The 15,306-nt window shown below is 62.0% G+C and carries 14 protein-coding genes and 2 tRNA genes; 8 read left to right on the top strand and 8 right to left on the bottom strand.

Going from position 1 to position 15,306, the window contains the following annotated elements:
• The first annotated feature begins 15 nt into the window (after positions 1-15).
• Positions 16-924, top strand: coding sequence for a PaaI family thioesterase (locus HCN50_RS12470; RefSeq protein WP_171709916.1), 909 nt, complete (start codon positions 16-18; stop codon positions 922-924).
• Between the two features lie 218 nt (positions 925-1,142).
• On the opposite strand, the gene HCN50_RS12465 is transcribed toward HCN50_RS12470, so the two are convergent.
• Positions 1,143-1,472, bottom strand: a complete 330-nt coding sequence (locus HCN50_RS12465; protein ID WP_235976904.1) for a cytosolic protein — start codon at positions 1,470-1,472, stop codon at positions 1,143-1,145.
• 60 nt (positions 1,473-1,532) lie between these two features.
• A complete protein-coding gene (locus tag HCN50_RS12460) occupies positions 1,533-2,096 on the bottom strand; it encodes a hypothetical protein (protein WP_171709915.1) in 564 nt (187 codons plus the stop codon).
• 375 nt (positions 2,097-2,471) lie between these two features.
• Here HCN50_RS12460 and HCN50_RS12455 point away from each other — a divergent pair, with 375 nt between their 5' ends.
• From HCN50_RS12455 to HCN50_RS12440, 4 genes are all read left to right on the top strand, one after another.
• On the top strand, positions 2,472-5,336 hold the full coding sequence (locus tag HCN50_RS12455; RefSeq protein ID WP_171709914.1) for a penicillin-binding protein 1A: 2,865 nt from the start codon (positions 2,472-2,474) through the stop codon (positions 5,334-5,336).
• A gap of 2 nt (positions 5,337-5,338) precedes the next feature.
• Positions 5,339-6,355: a hypothetical protein gene (locus HCN50_RS12450; RefSeq protein WP_210264878.1), complete on the top strand. Its 1,017-nt coding sequence runs from the start codon at positions 5,339-5,341 to the stop codon at positions 6,353-6,355.
• A gap of 309 nt (positions 6,356-6,664) precedes the next feature.
• The gene (locus HCN50_RS12445; RefSeq protein ID WP_171709913.1) at positions 6,665-7,327 is read left to right on the top strand and encodes a hypothetical protein; all 663 of its coding nucleotides are present in this window, start codon (positions 6,665-6,667) and stop codon (positions 7,325-7,327) included.
• Positions 7,324-7,578 (top strand): HGGxSTG domain-containing protein, encoded by a 255-nt coding sequence (locus HCN50_RS12440; RefSeq protein WP_235976903.1) that lies wholly within the window; start codon positions 7,324-7,326, stop codon positions 7,576-7,578. The genes HCN50_RS12445 and HCN50_RS12440 overlap by 4 nt, the downstream gene beginning before the upstream one ends.
• Before the next feature lie 19 nt (positions 7,579-7,597).
• Here the strand turns inward: HCN50_RS12440 and HCN50_RS12435 are convergent.
• Positions 7,598-7,672 (bottom strand) — tRNA-Glu (locus tag HCN50_RS12435).
• A 1,230-nt stretch (positions 7,673-8,902) separates the two neighbouring features.
• Here HCN50_RS12435 and HCN50_RS12430 point away from each other — a divergent pair.
• Entirely contained in the window at positions 8,903-9,097 is a 195-nt protein-coding gene (locus HCN50_RS12430; protein ID WP_171709912.1) for a hypothetical protein, read from the top strand.
• 91 nt (positions 9,098-9,188) lie between these two features.
• Here HCN50_RS12430 and HCN50_RS12425 read toward each other — a convergent pair.
• Both HCN50_RS12425 and HCN50_RS12420 read right to left on the bottom strand, forming a co-directional pair.
• Positions 9,189-9,263 (bottom strand) — tRNA-Glu (locus HCN50_RS12425).
• A gap of 134 nt (positions 9,264-9,397) precedes the next feature.
• Positions 9,398-9,736, bottom strand: a complete 339-nt coding sequence (locus HCN50_RS12420; protein WP_171709911.1) for a hypothetical protein — start codon at positions 9,734-9,736, stop codon at positions 9,398-9,400.
• On the opposite strand from HCN50_RS12420, the gene HCN50_RS12415 reads away from it, so the two are divergent.
• Positions 9,735-10,763: an RluA family pseudouridine synthase gene (locus HCN50_RS12415; RefSeq protein ID WP_171709910.1), complete on the top strand. Its 1,029-nt coding sequence runs from the start codon at positions 9,735-9,737 to the stop codon at positions 10,761-10,763. The genes HCN50_RS12420 and HCN50_RS12415 overlap by 2 nt on opposite strands.
• A 215-nt stretch (positions 10,764-10,978) precedes the next feature.
• The gene (gene rpoH / locus HCN50_RS12410; protein WP_171709909.1) at positions 10,979-11,875 is read left to right on the top strand and encodes an RNA polymerase sigma factor RpoH; all 897 of its coding nucleotides are present in this window, start codon (positions 10,979-10,981) and stop codon (positions 11,873-11,875) included.
• 226 nt (positions 11,876-12,101) lie between these two features.
• On the opposite strand, the gene HCN50_RS12405 is transcribed toward rpoH, so the two are convergent.
• The 3 genes from HCN50_RS12405 to HCN50_RS12395 all read right to left on the bottom strand — a co-directional run bounded on the left by HCN50_RS12405 (position 12,102) and on the right by HCN50_RS12395 (position 15,268).
• On the bottom strand, positions 12,102-12,725 hold the full coding sequence (locus HCN50_RS12405) for a peptidoglycan recognition protein family protein (protein WP_171709908.1): 624 nt from the start codon (positions 12,723-12,725) through the stop codon (positions 12,102-12,104).
• 35 nt (positions 12,726-12,760) lie between these two features.
• Positions 12,761-13,990: a GGDEF domain-containing protein gene (locus HCN50_RS12400; RefSeq protein ID WP_171709907.1), complete on the bottom strand. Its 1,230-nt coding sequence runs from the start codon at positions 13,988-13,990 to the stop codon at positions 12,761-12,763.
• Between the two features lie 660 nt (positions 13,991-14,650).
• A complete protein-coding gene (locus HCN50_RS12395; protein WP_171709906.1) occupies positions 14,651-15,268 on the bottom strand; it encodes a LysE family translocator in 618 nt (205 codons plus the stop codon).
• Between the last annotated feature and the right edge of the window lie 38 nt (positions 15,269-15,306).

The raw sequence follows: 15,306 nt of genomic DNA, 5'->3' as shown, positions 1-15,306 counted from the left end.
TGCTAAACCGTCACCATGTCTGAAATCTCGACCTATGACGGGCAGCCGCTGCCCTTCGACAAACTGGCGAAGGCGATCGCGGAACGCCGGTCGCTCTACGGCCGCGCCAGCGGACTTCGCATCGATCGCGCCGAGCGCGGCGAGGCCTGGTCCAGCCTGCCCTACCAATCCGTTTTTGTCGGCGACATCGAGTCCGGCGTGGTCCACGGCGGCGTGGTCACCGCCATGCTGGATGAAAGCTGCGGCATGGCGGTCCAGCTCGCACTCGACGGCAGCCGCGCGATCGCGACGCTTGACCTGCGCATCGATTACCAGAAGCCGGCCAAGCCCAGTCTCGACATCAAGGCACACTCGATCTGCTACCATGTCACGCGGTCGATCGCCTTCGTGCGCTCGACCGCTTATCAGGAGACCCAGCAGGATCCTGTCGCGACCGCCGCCGCCTGCTTCATGATCGGCGCCAACCGCACCAACATGCTGCAGGACCGGGAAGCGTACGAGGTGCCCGTTCTCGACTGCCCGGAGGATGCTACAGGCCCGTTCGCCAAAAGCCCGTTCGCCCGCTGCTTAGGCATCCGCGTTGCGGAAGATGGCGTGCTGCACATGCCCTTTTCGCCGAAACTCATCGGCAATCCGGTGTTGCCCGCCATCCACGGCGGCATCAGCGGCGCCTTTCTGGAGACGACCGCGATCATCGGCGTCGCGCGCGAACTCGGCTTCGCCGCACCACCCAAGCCGATCGGCCTGACCATCAACTATCTGCGTTCGGGCCGCGCGCTGGACAGCTTTGCGAATGTCTCGATCGTCAAGCAGGGCCAACGCATCGTCGCCTTCCAGGCACAGGCCTGGCAGGACGACGTGGCGAAGCCGATCGCAACCGCGTTCGGGCATTTCAAGCTGAGGCAGACGGCGGAGAAGGAATAGGAAGCTGCACTTCCGATACGCGCGCTCCCAAAATATCGAAAACAACCCCATACAACGTAGCCGGCGGCCGCCGCCATTCGACAAGCAGCTTGACACGTCGGGCAAATCAGCGGCACTTCTTCATCATCCCGCAATCTTGTAAACGCCCGTCGCCCCGCAATAGCGGACGCGGCGGCTGGTGTTCACACCGCGATTGATATCTAGCGCGATCAGGTGCCTCAGACCTGCTCTTGCAATGTTGCGGGGCCGAGTTCGTCGAAACGGAACAACTGAAAGATCCGCTGGCCATTGAAATCGAGGATCCTCAAATCATCTGTTTCGTGCAAATCGCTCTCGACCGCGCGGAAATGCCCGCCGTAGCGCTCCTTCGCCAGATCAAGCGGCACATCGAAGGCGACAAACTTGCCGATTCCCTTGGCTCTCAGCCTGCTCAGGAACTTCGGATCGTGCAGCGTTTCGTGGGACGTGAGGACCAGCAAGGGACCACTGGCTGTAAGCAGCAGAAAGGACCTCATCGATCGACTCCCTCGTCGTTGGTTCACCAGCATCGCGGGTTGTCATCGCGTCCTGGCGGTCGCTACGACTGCAATCGCTTCAACTGCAAACCTTCACTCATCCAATATCTTGCTCAGTTCAGGATTGAGCTTGTTCCGATCGACAGACTGATAGAACGTGATGGGTCTGCATTTTCCTTCGACATCCGCGAGGACAATAGCCGTCCATGGACTCGTGTTCTCGCTCGAACCTTCGCGGAGATCCGGCATGACCTTCCGGGCCGCGATCACATACCAGGCGCGACCAGCCGCTGCAGCCTTCGCAGCCGCCGCGAACTCGTCCAATATTCCGCGCAGATTTTTGCGCATTTCTTCTTCAGTGTCCCCGCGCAGGTATTTTCGAGACGACTTTCCCGCCTCGCCGTACTCATGATGAATGTTCAACTGCAGTCGGGCATCGTCCACTTCGATCTTGGTCACCCGTATCGCCGCGCCGCCTTCGCGAAGATAGTCTCGCACCCGGACGTCGCAGGCCAAGAACCTGTCCGCGGGCGGCTTGGCGACGCTGGCTGCAGGCGAGACCGTGGTCTTCTTTTTTCGGGGAGCAGCATCCGCAGGCATCGTGGCTATGGCGCTGAGGAGCGCCGCGGCAAGCACGACCGGAAAAAGGGTATTCATGAGTGCACTGCCAATGCTGTGCTTCTAGAACGCATTGGCCGCCGCGCTGGTTCCGCGGCCCGGAACGGTGCTGAACGGCCCGAGAAGCGGGGCGCGCCATCGCACGGTTGCGCTCAGCCGCAGATGATCTCTTCGTTGGCAATGTAATCGGCGGCAAAGACCTGGACCGCCCCGATGTCGCCGAAGGTCTAGTCCCGACATGCGCATCGTCGTGCACGGCGGCAGCAGAGCGCCCCCAATGCCTTTCCTCCTGAATGACCGCGTCTCAGCGCGGCTCAAGCGAGCTAGCGGGAACTTTTTCCTCAAAACAGCTTTGTTAGTATTGTTCTACAAAAAGGGACCCTACGGAGGCGGTTTTTCGACCGGTGGCAGGTCATGGACTCGATCCTTATCAAGATCTTCGCCACGGCGCTTGCCTTCAGCCAGGTCACTACCCGTCCGGATCAGGTCAAGACGGAGTTCGACGCGCCGCGCGACCGCTTCGAGGTCGCGCAGCTTTTGGGGGCCGGCTGCGCCCACATGCGCAAGGCTTTCGATATCGAGGACATCAACCTGGATGACCTGATTGCCACTGCCATGGATGACAAGGAGGCGTTGAGCAGCGAGATCAAGGCACTCAAAGGACTGAATCTGGCCGACCTCCACGTGGCCTACAGGCAGTTCTGCAAGGTCGAAAAAGTGGAAGGATCTCCCGTCGATCTTGGTCAGGTCATCGCTTTCTACAACAGCGCGGTCAAGGATCTGCCCGACGCAGTGCAGCTTAAGCAGCTCAGGCTTCCTGGCACCAGCATAGTCCTGGACAACAAGAGCGAGCGGCTTGCCGAGATTTATGTGCCGAACAATCGCCGCATCTGGGTCAAGCTTGCGGATATCCCAGAAGCGGTGCGCAACGCATTCATCGCCGCCGAGGACAAGCGCTTCTTCCAACATGCCGGCATTGACGAGCGCGGACTGGTCCGCGCCTTCATCGGCAACTTCACGCATCCGGGCCGGCCGCAGGGTGGCTCGACCATTACGCAGCAGGTTGCCAAGAACCTGCTGGTGGGCAACGACATTACCTATGAAAGAAAACTGCGCGAAATGATTGTTGCCTCGCGGATGGAACGCGCCCTGACCAAGGCGGAAATCCTCGAGCTCTATCTCAACTCGATTTATCTCGGTCGCGGAGCCTGGGGCATCGAGATGGCGGCGCGCAGCTATTTCGGCAAACCAGCCAAGGCGCTCTCCCCCGTCGAGGGCGCGCTGCTCGCCGGGCTCGCCAAGGGACCGAACTACTTCAACCCCGACCAACACCCTGAGCGTGCGCGCGAGCGCCTTGCCTACGTGCTGGGGCGCATGCAGGACGACGCCATGATCGACGCCGCCGCGGCGCAAGCCGTATTGCCGAAGCTCGTCGAGTACCGGCCGACGCGCCGGGACTTCGGTTTTCACTTCGTCGATCATGTCGCCCGCGAGGCAAAGGTGGCCGCAGGCCTCGATAATCTCACCAGTTCCTCCTACACGGTGCGCTCGACCGTCAACTCGGCCTTGCAGCGCGTGGTCGAAGCGACGTTGCAGGAGGGCCTCGCGCGGTATGAGCTGAACACCGGCCGTTACAAATTTGAGGGACCTGAGGCGAACATCTCCGACACTGTCCGGCAGATTGCGGCAGGCCCGAGGGCCACGGAACCGGATTGGCTCGTGGCGTTGAAGACGACGCGGCTACCGCTCTATGACGTTCACTGGGAAGCGGCGGTCGTCCTGGAGAACACGCGCGGCAAGGGCGGTCATGCGATCAACGTCGGCCTGACCGACGGACGCATCCTGCCGCTGAACACCTTGAACGCCGCGATCGGGCGCGGCCTCAAGCCGTACGATGTGGTCTACGTGCAGGTGCGCGAAGCCAAGGGTAAGCAAGCGGCGCGTGCCGATCTGCGCATTCCACCGACAGTGCAGGGAGCGGCGCTCGTCCTTGAGAACGGAACCGGCCGCATCCTCGCGATGGCGGGCGGCTTTTCGTATCCGGCAAGCCAGCTCAACCGCGTCGTCCAGAGCCTGCGCCAACCCGGCTCCACCTTGAAGCCGCTGACCTACCTCGCCGCCCTTCGCAAGGGATTGCAGCCCAACACGCTGGTGATGGACGAACCGATTACGCTGGCGCCGATCGGGACGACGGTCCACGCGCGCCGGGGCGATTTCTGGTCGCCGAAGAACTATGACGGCGGCGCCCTGGGCGCCATTACACTGCGCCGTGCGCTGGAAAACTCCCGGAATCTCGCCACCGCGCAACTGCTCGCGAGCGGTCTCGACGACAGCGCCGAGCGCGGCCTCGACCGGGTCTGCGAGCTCGCGATGGAAGCGCAGCTCTACAAGGAATGCACGCGCCACTACCCGTTCGTGCTCGGTGCCCAAACCGTCCGGCTCATCGACCTTGCGGCGTTCTATGCAGCGATCGCCAATGAAGGCGCACGACCCCAGCCCCATGCAATCGAAATGATCGAACAGGACGGCCGACCAATCTACCGGCACGATCCGAATGCGGTCACATGGATCGGCCTCGCCGACCGCGCATCGTTTTACCAGTTGAAATCAATGCTGCAGGGCGTGCTCGCGCGCGGAACCGCGCGCGAATTGAAGCATCTCTCGCCCTTTGTCGGCGGCAAGACCGGTACCACTGATAATTCGGCCGATGCCTGGTTTGTCGGTTTCACAAATGACGTCACCATCGCCATCTGGGTCGGCTACGACAACGGCGACGGCGGGCGCCGCACCCTTGGGCGTGGCCAGACCGGAGCGAAGGTAGCGCTGCCGATGTTCGAGCCGATCGTGCAGGCAGCCTGGGAGCTGCACGCTCCCAAGACCGCGTTGAACGGCCCTTCGCGCGAAGCCATGCGTCAGCTCGTTACGCTGTCGATCGATCCCACTACCGGCGATCCTCTACCTGCCGGCTCCGGGCGCGCTTTCACCGAGTACCTCAAGAGGGATCCAGCGGGCAGAATCGATGATACGCAATTTCGAATCGTCTCGCGCGCGGAAAGCTACGCCCATCGTGGCGGGCATCACGAAGACGATGGGCCATTTCGGCAGTGGTCCTACGACAACCGCCTTTACGGCGATAACCGGCTGCCCTTTCCGTTCCCGAACTGGCGTCTAGGTCCGCGCGAATATCCCTCCTCTCGCGGATATCCCGATGACGAGGACCGCCTCCCACGACCGCCGCTGCGAGTCGATCCCGATTATTTCTGGCGGCGGCTGAATTGAACATGGACGCCATGAGATTCCACCGTGCCGCTGTCCTTATCGCCGCCTGCATGGCCATTTGCACGGGCGCGGCCGCCGAGGAATTTCGGCTGGAGGACGTGCCTGCCGTTGCCGGCGTTCCGATCGCAGAGATCAAACCGCGCACGGTGATCTTCGCCGACCAACGCAACGACAAGCTCGCCGATTCCTCGACCGGGCTCATTCCGTTCGACGATTGGGCCCGCTCACGTCCGGTTCAGCGCCGCTTCCTCTCGCTCTTCGCAAGCTTCGTCGAGCCCACGCTCAACCAACAAACGAAACTGAAGCTCTCGGTCTACCATGCCGAGGCGCGGTTTCGACTTCCAAGACCGGCAACGGCATTGGATCTGTCGCGGTATGCGAATGTCGCGTTCCTCGAACAGATCGATCCGGCAGTCAAGCACCGGCCGATCACGGCAGGCGATGCTGTTCCCAATAAGGACGCGGGCGCCGCGCACAACCGGCCGCCGAATCGCCGCTGGTGCGAGGACGAAACAGCGATCTGCGTGCAGTCCCGCTACATGTTCGAAGGCAAAATTCCGGCGGGCATTCAGCTCGCCAACAAGCTGCGCGATGAGGGCAAGAAGCCGATTCCGGATTTCATCGAGTTTCAGAGCGAGATCACGTTGGCCGCGCAGCCGCAGCTTGCCGAACTGCCGAGCCTGACAGGGCTCGATTCCACAGTCGCCGGCGCGCTCGAGCAGAACATCTTTTGGGTCAACCAAGTCATTCAGTTCGGCAAGCTGCTTGCGGTTCTGCAACAGCATCCGACCGAGCCGGAAGCCGCGATCGCGACGGTCTACATCCTGATTGCGGTCAGGAACGACGTGCTGAACAAGCAAAGGGAATACACCAATACTCCGATTCTGCGAAACCTCGTGCCTGCGCAATTGCTGATGGGCAAGAGCTCCTTCAACAGCGGCGATTCACTGAGCGCCGGCCTGCCGAAATACGCGAGAGGCCGCGTCAAGGCGATCGCCGATATGATGGAGCGGGAATGAGCAGATCGTGTGCGGCGCAGATGTCCGCATCGCCGATGGCGATTCATCAAAATAACTCCATGCAAGTGCGGGCCGCCGCCGGCTTGAATGCTTCGAAAAACAATTTGACATGTCGGGCAAATCAGCGGCATTCCTTCATCATCCCGCAATCTTGTGAACGCCCGTCGCCCCGCACTAGCGGACGCGCCGGTACGACTGCGGCTCAAATCCTCACCCACCATTGAAATTGCAGGGATCACCGCGGCGAGCGATCGCCTGCGCGTGACAGAACCGTGCGCGCGGCAAGCGCGCGGCCCAGGGAATCTCGACATGAATACCGCTTCGGACCTCACGATGCCAACGGCGATCGCCGCAACCGAGCAGACCAACGCTGCCGCAGCCCCGCGAATAAAACTTCAGTCGCACGGATTCTCCATCGACCATCCAGATCCGGAGCTCGGCGAACAGCTCATGGCGAATGCGCTGGGAGTCGCGGACCTCGAAGCGATGCATGGCCTTCTCAGACAATTGGTAAAGGCCAGCGTGAGCGGCGAGAGTCCTGACGAGGTCGACCTCTCCTTCATGATTTCAATGGTGAAGAGCATTCGCCCCCGGGATTCCGTCGAGGCCATGCTGGTGGCGCAGATGGTTTCGGTTCATGTGATGGCGATGCGATGTGCCCACCACCTTGCGAATGCAGACGATCTCGCCCAGCACGACAGTGCCGCCCGCGCATTGGGCCGGCTTGCCCGCACATTTCCCGCCCAGATCGAGGCGCTCAACCGCTACAGGAGCCGTGGCGAGCCCGCCATCACCGTGCAGAACGTGTCGGTCGAGGACGGCGGCAAGGCCATTGTCGGCAACGTCACGCAGCATGCGCGTGTGATCGTTTCCGACAAGAACCCGGCATCCGCGGCGCGAAAGGCGGCGAAGGCCACAGGCTCCAGGCGAAGGCGCGCCTCCGCTGCTGCCAAGCAGGAAGCACAGCCATGAGGAGTACCGGCCCGATGCTGGCGAGCCCACGCTGTGGCGCCAAAACCCGCACCAGTGGCCCGTGCCGCTCGCCGGCGGTGAGCGGCAAAAAGCGCTGCCGCATGCACGGCGGTGCACCGGGATCGGGCGCGCCAAGAGCAAACCAGAACGCGCGCAAGCACGGCCTGTTCACCAGGGACGCGATCGCCGAGCGAAGGCAGATACGGGCGTTGCTGGGTGAAGCGCGGAAGCTGCTGGAAGCGATGAAGTGATTGGCTTTTCGAAGAGCAGTGGCGCTCCCGAGGGGTATCGAACCCATGTTTCAGCCTTGAGAGGGCCGCGTCCTAACCGCTAGACGAAGGGAGCGTGTGCTTCAGGGAATAGCCTCGAAATGTGCGGTCGGACATTACGGTGACAGTGCGTTTAATTGCGGTTGAGAGTTTCGTGCATTGTCACCGTGAATCCGGGCCAAAGGCAAAGTGTTGGCAGGGCGTCGGTGGTGATAAGCAAGCCTCTCGAATGGTACGACGACAATGCCAACAACTCCGCGTGGATCAAAGCGCTCGCGGAAGTTCGGCGGTTAGCTCCGCGCGAAGGTTGGTGTTACCAACATGTCCAAGCGATCACTGTCGCGATCGACCAGTACACCCGAAGCGGCGCTGGGCAACCGAGATTACTTTCTGAACAAGCCTTACAGTATTGGTAGTGGCAGGAGCGATCACGTCCCCTGATTGGGCCATCAACCAGTCGGCGGATTCTATTTGGCCAAGGACAAGCTAATCCGCGTGACGATAGCATCCCATTGGCGTTCCTCCGCCGCTGGATAATTGATTAAGACGCAGTTCATGAAGCCGTTCGCGCGGTTGCACCGATTATACCAAGTATGGCCGTCTCGAACACCGGAAACGGCGAAAAACTTAGGAGTCACTCTTCTGTATTGTATATCGGCTGGCGGCCGCATCTTTTCCAGAAAAACGGCAGGGGAAACGTTATCGGGATTAGGAAATGACTTGATCGTGAGGTTGGCCCGGTAATCCTTCGTAAAAAGATGGCGGTCAAGTGTCCCCTCTGTTGCGCCCCTGTCCTCCTCGAAAATCGATACTGGAACATCTACGCTCAGCCCGGTGGCGGGGTTTGCGTACCGTCGCCATTCCAAGCTGGCCGCAGTAGCCTCCGCTAAGGGCATAAAGCTGAGAAGAACAATGGCAGCGAGTCGCCGACCTGAGCACATGGTCGAGATCCTAACTCAAGCACCAGCTGCCCGCATTGCCGCGGTTCTAGACGACTAGGCAAAATGCTCAACGATCCGATGGCGTTCACGTTCCTCGATCATCCTTGCCGACGGCTTCGGGAAAAAGGTCGGTTACAAAAAATTTGCTTATGAAACTTTCAGGAGATTCAGGTCAGTGGTTGCCTCGGCGGCGAGACACCCGACTACTCCAAAGAGTTCGATCGCGCCAAAGATTCCAGCCTCAGCATGCGATCGGCGCTCCACCAGCAATCTGAACAAATATTCAGAAAACGAGGAACAAAATCCTCCGCCGGCATCTTAGTCGGCACACCGACATTGGTGTCGGTTTTTCTGGGAGAGATGTCATGCGAAAGCGTGTTGACATCGACTCCACCCATAGTCTCGCGATCGTCAAAAAGATCGGTGAACGACTACGCGCGTCATTAAAAGAAGATCGAGAGTTGCCGGTGAACTTCCGAGAGCAGATCGAACTGCTCCGTCAATCAGAAATCGAGGCGCAGGCAAACGCTGCTAGGCCGTCGCGTGGTGACAAACCCTAATTGCACAATTTATCATGCCATCGGGTGGGTTTGCGAGAACCATCCTGACAAGCCATCGGACAGCGAGCTTGGCTGCGACTGCGGTGCCGGTTGGCGCTCCCTAGGGGAATCGAACCCCTGTTTCAGCCTTGAGAGGGCCGCGTCCTAACCGCTAGACGAAGGGAGCGTATGGCTTCAGGGAATAGCCGCGAAATGTGCGGGGGGCAAGGCAAGTCTGAAGGTTCTCGCCCGGTTGGATAAACCTGTTGCCTTGCATCCCCGGGCCGGATGCCGGGGGGAATTCGGGCCGATCGCGCGGCTTCACGGCTCGTTGACGAATCTGAGCTTTCCGGCGGGTTTCAGCGTCTTGGCTTCGAAGGTGCGGATTTCGGTGGCCCCGCCGATATCCAGCGTCAGCACCAGCCGCTCGCCGGCGACCGCGGTCGAAACGATGCGGGCGCCCTTGGGCAGGGTTTCCGCGATGTCCGTCGTGCCAGGCGTGGGGCTTCCCTCGCCGCGGTAAAGACGGTACCCGACGGCGATCAGGACCACGGCCACTGCCAGGGCCGAGGTCAGGCCCGCGATCAGCATCATCCGCCGCACCCGCGCGATCAGCGCGGCCTGCTCGGGGGTCGGTTCGGGCGCAACGGTATCGGTCATGCAAGGCTCTAGCTTGGAACAGGGATTATCGAACGGCGGCCAAAGGCTGGAGGTTACCGTCGGCGGCAACGAGGGATCGTCCCGCCTCGATCGCGTGCTCGCGGTGCTTCGCCCGGAACTGTCGCGCTCGCGGCTGAAGGCGCTGATCCTGGCCGGTTCCGTCACCACCAGGGGCACACCCATCCGCGACCCCGCTTATCATGTCGCGGCCGGCGATACGATCACAATCGACGTCCCCGAGGCCGCGCCGGCGGAGCCGCAGGGTGAAGCTATCGCACTCGATATCGTCTATGAGGACGACGACATCATCGTCATCGACAAGCCGAAGGGGCTGGTCGTGCATCCGGCCGCCGGCCATGAGAGCGGCACGCTGGTGAACGCGCTGATCGCCCATTGCGGAGCGAGCCTTTCCGGCATCGGCGGCGTCCGCCGGCCGGGCATCGTCCACCGGCTCGACAAGGACACGACCGGGCTGATGGTAGTCGCCAAGAACGACCAGGCGCATCAATCGCTGACCGCGCAATTCGCCGATCACGGCCGCACCGGTCCAATGCAACGCGGCTACATGGCCTTCATCTGGGGCGTGCCCAGCCGCCAGCGCGGCACGGTCGATGCGGCGATCGACCGGCATCCGTATGCCCGCGAAAAAATGGCGGTGCGCCAGAGCGGCCGCGAGGCGATAACCCATTGGGAAGTGCAGGCGGCGTATCACGGGCGCGACGGCAAACCGGTCGCCTCGCTGCTCGCCTGCCAGCTTGAGACCGGGCGAACCCACCAGATCCGGGTGCACCTCGCCCATATCGGCCATCCCTTGATGGGTGATGCCGTCTATGGCCCGCACTTCAAGACCAAGGCCCGCCACCTCGGCCCCGAGGGCCAGGCGGCCTTGGCCGATCTGGGCCGCCAGGCCTTGCACGCCTTCCTGTTGGCCCTCGAACACCCCCGAACCGGGGAACTTTTGCATTGGGAGGCGCCCTTGCCGGCCGATTTGGTTCGGCTGCAAAGCGCCCTGCAAGCGGCCCTATGACGCAGGCCCTTTAGAAAAGGTAAGCTATACCAATAGCTTATAGCTGCCACACGGGGACGTGACGTCAGCATTCCTTCCCTATTTGTTCGTTTTTTGCTATGTTGCACCTGCGTTGAATATCCAACGCGGAACATCGCAGCCTGATTGGCTTTAACACAGCGATCACCTGCCGGGCCCGCCGCTGTCGGGGGCCTGAACCACTGGAGGGCGCTCGAATGGCCCGTACAGCTACCTTACCGGTTCTCAATGGAGAATCGGGTCTTTCTAGATACCTCGCCGAGATCCGCAAATTTCCGATGCTGGAACCCCAGCAGGAATACATGCTCGCCAAACGCTGGCGCGAGCATGACGATCGCGACGCGGCACATCACCTTGTCACCAGCCATCTCAGGCTCGTGGCCAAGATCGCCATGGGCTATCGCGGCTACGGCTTGCCGATCTCCGAGGTCGTCTCGGAGGGCAATGTCGGCCTGATGCAGGCGGTCAAGCGGTTCGAGCCCGAGAAGGGCTTTCGTCTCGCTACCTACGCAATGTGGTGGATCAAGGCGTCGATACAAGAGTACATCCTGCGTTCCTGGTCGCTCGTGAAAATGGGAACCACGGCGAACCAGAAGAAGCTGTTCTTCAACCTGCGCAAGGCGAAGAGCAAGATCTCCGCGCTGGACGAGGGTGATCTGCACCCCGATCAGGTGAAGCTGATTGCCAAGCGCCTCGGCGTGACGGATCAGGACGTCGTCGACATGAATCGCCGCCTCGGTGGCGACGCGTCGCTCAACGCGCCGATCCGCGACGACGGTGAAGCCGGCGAATGGCAGGACTGGCTGGTCGATACCTCGCCCAATGCTGAGGCCGTGATGGCCGAGAGCGAGGAATTCGATCATCGCCGCGAGGCGCTCAATGGCGCCATCGGCGTGCTCAATCCGCGCGAACGCCGCATTTTCGAGGCGCGGCGTCTGGCGGAAGAGCCGATGACGTTGGAAGATCTCGCCGCCGAATTCGGCGTGTCGCGCGAACGCGTGCGGCAGATCGAGGTCCGCGCTTTCGAAAAGGTGCAATCGGCCGTCAAGGGCACGATTGCCCGCCAGGAAGCCGAACTCGAAGCCGCGCACTGATTGCGGCGGAGGTATCAAGCAATGAAAGCCGGCAGCAACGCCGGCTTTTTGTTTTTTTTACTCTTTCTCCACCATCTCGGCTGTCGTCCTCCGCGAAAGCGGCGGACCCAGTACGCCGCGGCGGTCGTTCGACACCACACTCGGTCTCTGGAATACTGGATCGCCCGGTCAAGCCGGGCGACGACGACCGAGTGCAAGGCTGAGCGTCTAAGCAACACGCCCTTCCCTACTCGCCCCACTCCCGCGCCAACTTGGCCAACGCGCAGCCTTCGCAGTAGCGGGCGTCCTTGAAGTCGATCCAGTTGTGCGCATAGACGCGATCGAGCGGAATGCCGTAACGCGCGCGCAGCACCTTCACCAGGATTCGCCACGCCGCGATTTGCGCATCCGTCGGGCCCCGCGTCACATCAGGAAAATTGCCGGCGAATTCGACGCCGACCGAATTGTTACCGACCACCTGGCGATAGGTCGGTCCGTTGTCGATGTACTTATTGTCGTTGCGGTTGGCGCCGTCGCCATGGGTCGGAACGAGATGGTCGCCGACCGCCCAGTACACCGTGCCATCGGTCTCGACCCAGACCATGACGCCGCGCCGGGTCGGGTTCTTCGACTGCGCCAGCGCGCCGCCGCGCGCGGAGCCCGCCGGCCCTTCGGTCTGGTGCACGATGATGTTGCGCCACGGATGGGCCTTCGCGAGTTCTCCCCACGGCGCGAGCCAGACCATCTTCAGGCCGGGAATGTCAGGCGTGCCGGACGCCCGCGCGATCGCGGCGAGATCGAGCGATTGCGCCGAGGCGCACGCGGGAAGCATGAGGACGAATAGTGCGGCCGCTGCGAGGCGAAGATTCATGCGCGAGGTCCAGTGACGGACCTCAATAGCATGTCTCAGGCCCTCTCGCGCAGAACCATGTCGGACATTGGCGCGCTTGGCAGTTCGGGCACGAGCGGCGGCGCCGGGGCGTAGGTCGCAAACCCGTTCCGGCCGGCCTTCTTGGCGTCGTAGAGCGCGTGATCGGCGGCCGCAATCAGGCGGTCGGGATAAAGCCCCATCTCGCTTGTCCATTGCGCGACGCCGATCGAAACCGCGATCGGAATGTCGTTGCCGGTGCAGTGCTCGGCATCCGCGCGGCAGACCTCCAGCACGCGGCGCGCGATCATGACGCCTTCGCGCAACGTCGAGGACGGCAGCACGATGCAGAATTCGTCGCCGCCGCTGCGCGCCAGCATGTCTCCAGGCCGCAAACGGGTCTGCGCCATCAGCGTGAAATGCTGCAGGCAGGCATCGCCGGCGGCATGGCCGTGGGTGTCGTTGATGGCCTTGAAGCCGTCGAGATCGATCACCAGCAGCGCAAACGGCTGACCGCTGCGTTCGGCGCGCGCGCATTCTTCCGCGAGCCGCTGCACCAGATAGCGGCGGTTGCCGACGCCGGTGAGATCGTCGAGCAGCGCGAGGTCCGCGACCTCGTTGCGCAGGCGGTCCATGGCCATCAGCAGGAAGCCGAAATTGAGCGCCATCGACAGGAACACCAGCACCAGGATGACGACCGACTGCACCGGGGTGAAATGCAGGTAGGAGAAGCCGCCGCCCATGCCGGTGACGGCGCCGAACAGCCGGACGGCGAGGATCGCCATCAGGATGATGGTGACGATGCCGGCCAGCCGCGCGCCCGGATTGACCCGGCCGTCATGCGGGCTCAGCAACAGTTTCAGGCTCAGCGCCATCGGCAGCATCTGCGCGATCGTGAAAATGGTCACGCGCGCGGGCACGCTGGCATGGACGAAGATGAAGAAGGAGAGACCGACAAAGCCAAGCGCCGTGGTCAACGCGGTACCAAGCCACAATACCGGCCGGTCGAAGAACTTGCGGACCCCCATCGTGGCGAGGCAGATCGCCAGGATCAGCGCGGTGCCGGCGAACAGCAGCGGCACCAGCGTGTCGGGCAGCACCACGCGCAGCATCGCCAGCGCCGCGCCGGCCGCCGCGACGAATGCGGAAGCAGTCCAGAATCGCGCGGCCTCGAACGAGGGATAGCAGCGCATGACGTAAGCCCAGATCAGGCCCAGCGCCAGAAAGTTGATGACGAACACCGTCCACAGCGTCGGAACGCTCAGCATTACGAATCCGGGACGCGCAGGTCCCGTCTCCCCTCTTGTCTAACGCGCGAGGCTGCCGCGCCTCGAGGTTTCCCCACGACGATCTCCGTCGTCTTACGGGACAAGGTGCATCCGCGGCGCTTAATGGACCCTGACTGCCGCCGCCCAATCCAAACCGTGGTTTTGAATTGATGAAGATCGCTGACGTTGGGGCATCGTTAAGCATGAGGCGCGCGCATGCGAACGGCGCTGGTGATGCTCGTTTCGGCACAAAGTCGCGTCAAAATGCATAACAACTGTGGATAACGTGATGACAACGCCATGACGGCACGCGGCAGCGGCCTGCGAATCTGCTGGGATCATGAGCGAGGATGTTGCGAGGCTGGCCCTCCGCCAAGCATGCCTCGGTGTCGCGTTTCAATCCATGAAAACCTTGAGAGGATACTATGGCTAAGAAAGCGAAGAAGGCGAAAAAGGCGAAGGCCAAGAAGGCCAAGAAGGCGAAGAAGAAGTGAATTTTAGCCCGGGTGGAGTGCTCAGCTTCGCCCGGGCTCCCACCTCCGGGAAAGTTTTTTGGAGAATGGCGGGCCAAAGGTCCGCCTTTTTATTTTTGGCGTCGGGCTACGAACTACGAACAATACAGATTGCATGCTCCGCGCAATGAAGGCAGTGGCGAAAAATCTAGCGCTCCGCGAGCGCGAGCTTGGCGCCGAGCGCAGCAAATCCCGCGGCAAAGCTGCGGCGCAGCCAGGCCATCGCCTTCGGCCGGGTGATGACGTGGTCGCGCAAGGAAGCTGCGAACAGGCCGTAGATTGCGAACACCGCAAACGTCATCGCCATGAAGGCTGCGCTCAATTCCAGCATCCGTGCCAGCGGATGCGGCTCGTCGACGGCGACGAACTGCGGCAGGAAGGCGAGGAAGAAGATCGACAGTTTCGGATTGAGGATATTGATCAGGATGGCGGTCACGATCACGCGGCGGCTCGAGCGGGTGGCTGCCGCCGGGCGCGTATCGATTGCGAGTGCACCAGTCTCGCGCAGCGCCTGCCAGGCCATGTAGAGCAGATACACGACGCCGCACCATTTCAGCGCTGCAAAGGCCAGCGCGCTGGTATGCAGCACCGCCGCTAGCCCGAGCATAGCAGCTAGCATATGCGGCACGATGCCGAGCGTGCAGCCGAAGGCCGCGGCGACGCTCGGCCGTGCGCCCAATGTCAGCGCCACCGCCAGCGTGTAGAGCACGCCGGTGCCGGGGGAAGCGACCACGATCAGCGAGGTCAGCAGAAACGACAGCGTCATGCGCTGCCATTAGCACGGCGGCGTGCGGCGCGGAAGCT

Source organism: Bradyrhizobium archetypum (assembly GCF_013114835.1).
GTDB classification, from domain to species: Bacteria; Pseudomonadota; Alphaproteobacteria; order Rhizobiales; family Xanthobacteraceae; genus Bradyrhizobium; species Bradyrhizobium archetypum.
Note: the sequence above shows the minus strand (reverse complement) of the source record. Positions and strands in the feature narration are given on the sequence as shown.

Excerpts from the sequence above, each read along its gene's own strand:
- HCN50_RS12470 (WP_171709916.1), top strand. The coding sequence starts at position 16 with ATGTCTGAAATCTCGACCTATGACGGGCAGCCGCTGCCCTTCGACAAA.
- HCN50_RS12465 (WP_235976904.1), bottom strand. The coding sequence starts at position 1,472 with ATGCTGGTGAACCAACGACGAGGGAGTCGATCGATGAGGTCCTTTCTG.
- HCN50_RS12460 (WP_171709915.1), bottom strand. The coding sequence starts at position 2,096 with ATGAATACCCTTTTTCCGGTCGTGCTTGCCGCGGCGCTCCTCAGCGCC.
- HCN50_RS12455 (WP_171709914.1), top strand. The coding sequence starts at position 2,472 with ATGGACTCGATCCTTATCAAGATCTTCGCCACGGCGCTTGCCTTCAGC.
- HCN50_RS12450 (WP_210264878.1), top strand. The coding sequence starts at position 5,339 with ATGGACGCCATGAGATTCCACCGTGCCGCTGTCCTTATCGCCGCCTGC.
- HCN50_RS12445 (WP_171709913.1), top strand. The coding sequence starts at position 6,665 with ATGAATACCGCTTCGGACCTCACGATGCCAACGGCGATCGCCGCAACC.
- HCN50_RS12440 (WP_235976903.1), top strand. The coding sequence starts at position 7,324 with ATGAGGAGTACCGGCCCGATGCTGGCGAGCCCACGCTGTGGCGCCAAA.
- HCN50_RS12430 (WP_171709912.1), top strand. The coding sequence starts at position 8,903 with ATGCGAAAGCGTGTTGACATCGACTCCACCCATAGTCTCGCGATCGTC.
- HCN50_RS12415 (WP_171709910.1), top strand. The coding sequence starts at position 9,735 with ATGCAAGGCTCTAGCTTGGAACAGGGATTATCGAACGGCGGCCAAAGG.
- HCN50_RS12420 (WP_171709911.1), bottom strand. The coding sequence starts at position 9,736 with ATGACCGATACCGTTGCGCCCGAACCGACCCCCGAGCAGGCCGCGCTG.
- rpoH (WP_171709909.1), top strand. The coding sequence starts at position 10,979 with ATGGCCCGTACAGCTACCTTACCGGTTCTCAATGGAGAATCGGGTCTT.
- HCN50_RS12405 (WP_171709908.1), bottom strand. The coding sequence starts at position 12,725 with ATGAATCTTCGCCTCGCAGCGGCCGCACTATTCGTCCTCATGCTTCCC.
- HCN50_RS12400 (WP_171709907.1), bottom strand. The coding sequence starts at position 13,990 with ATGCTGAGCGTTCCGACGCTGTGGACGGTGTTCGTCATCAACTTTCTG.
- HCN50_RS12395 (WP_171709906.1), bottom strand. The coding sequence starts at position 15,268 with ATGACGCTGTCGTTTCTGCTGACCTCGCTGATCGTGGTCGCTTCCCCC.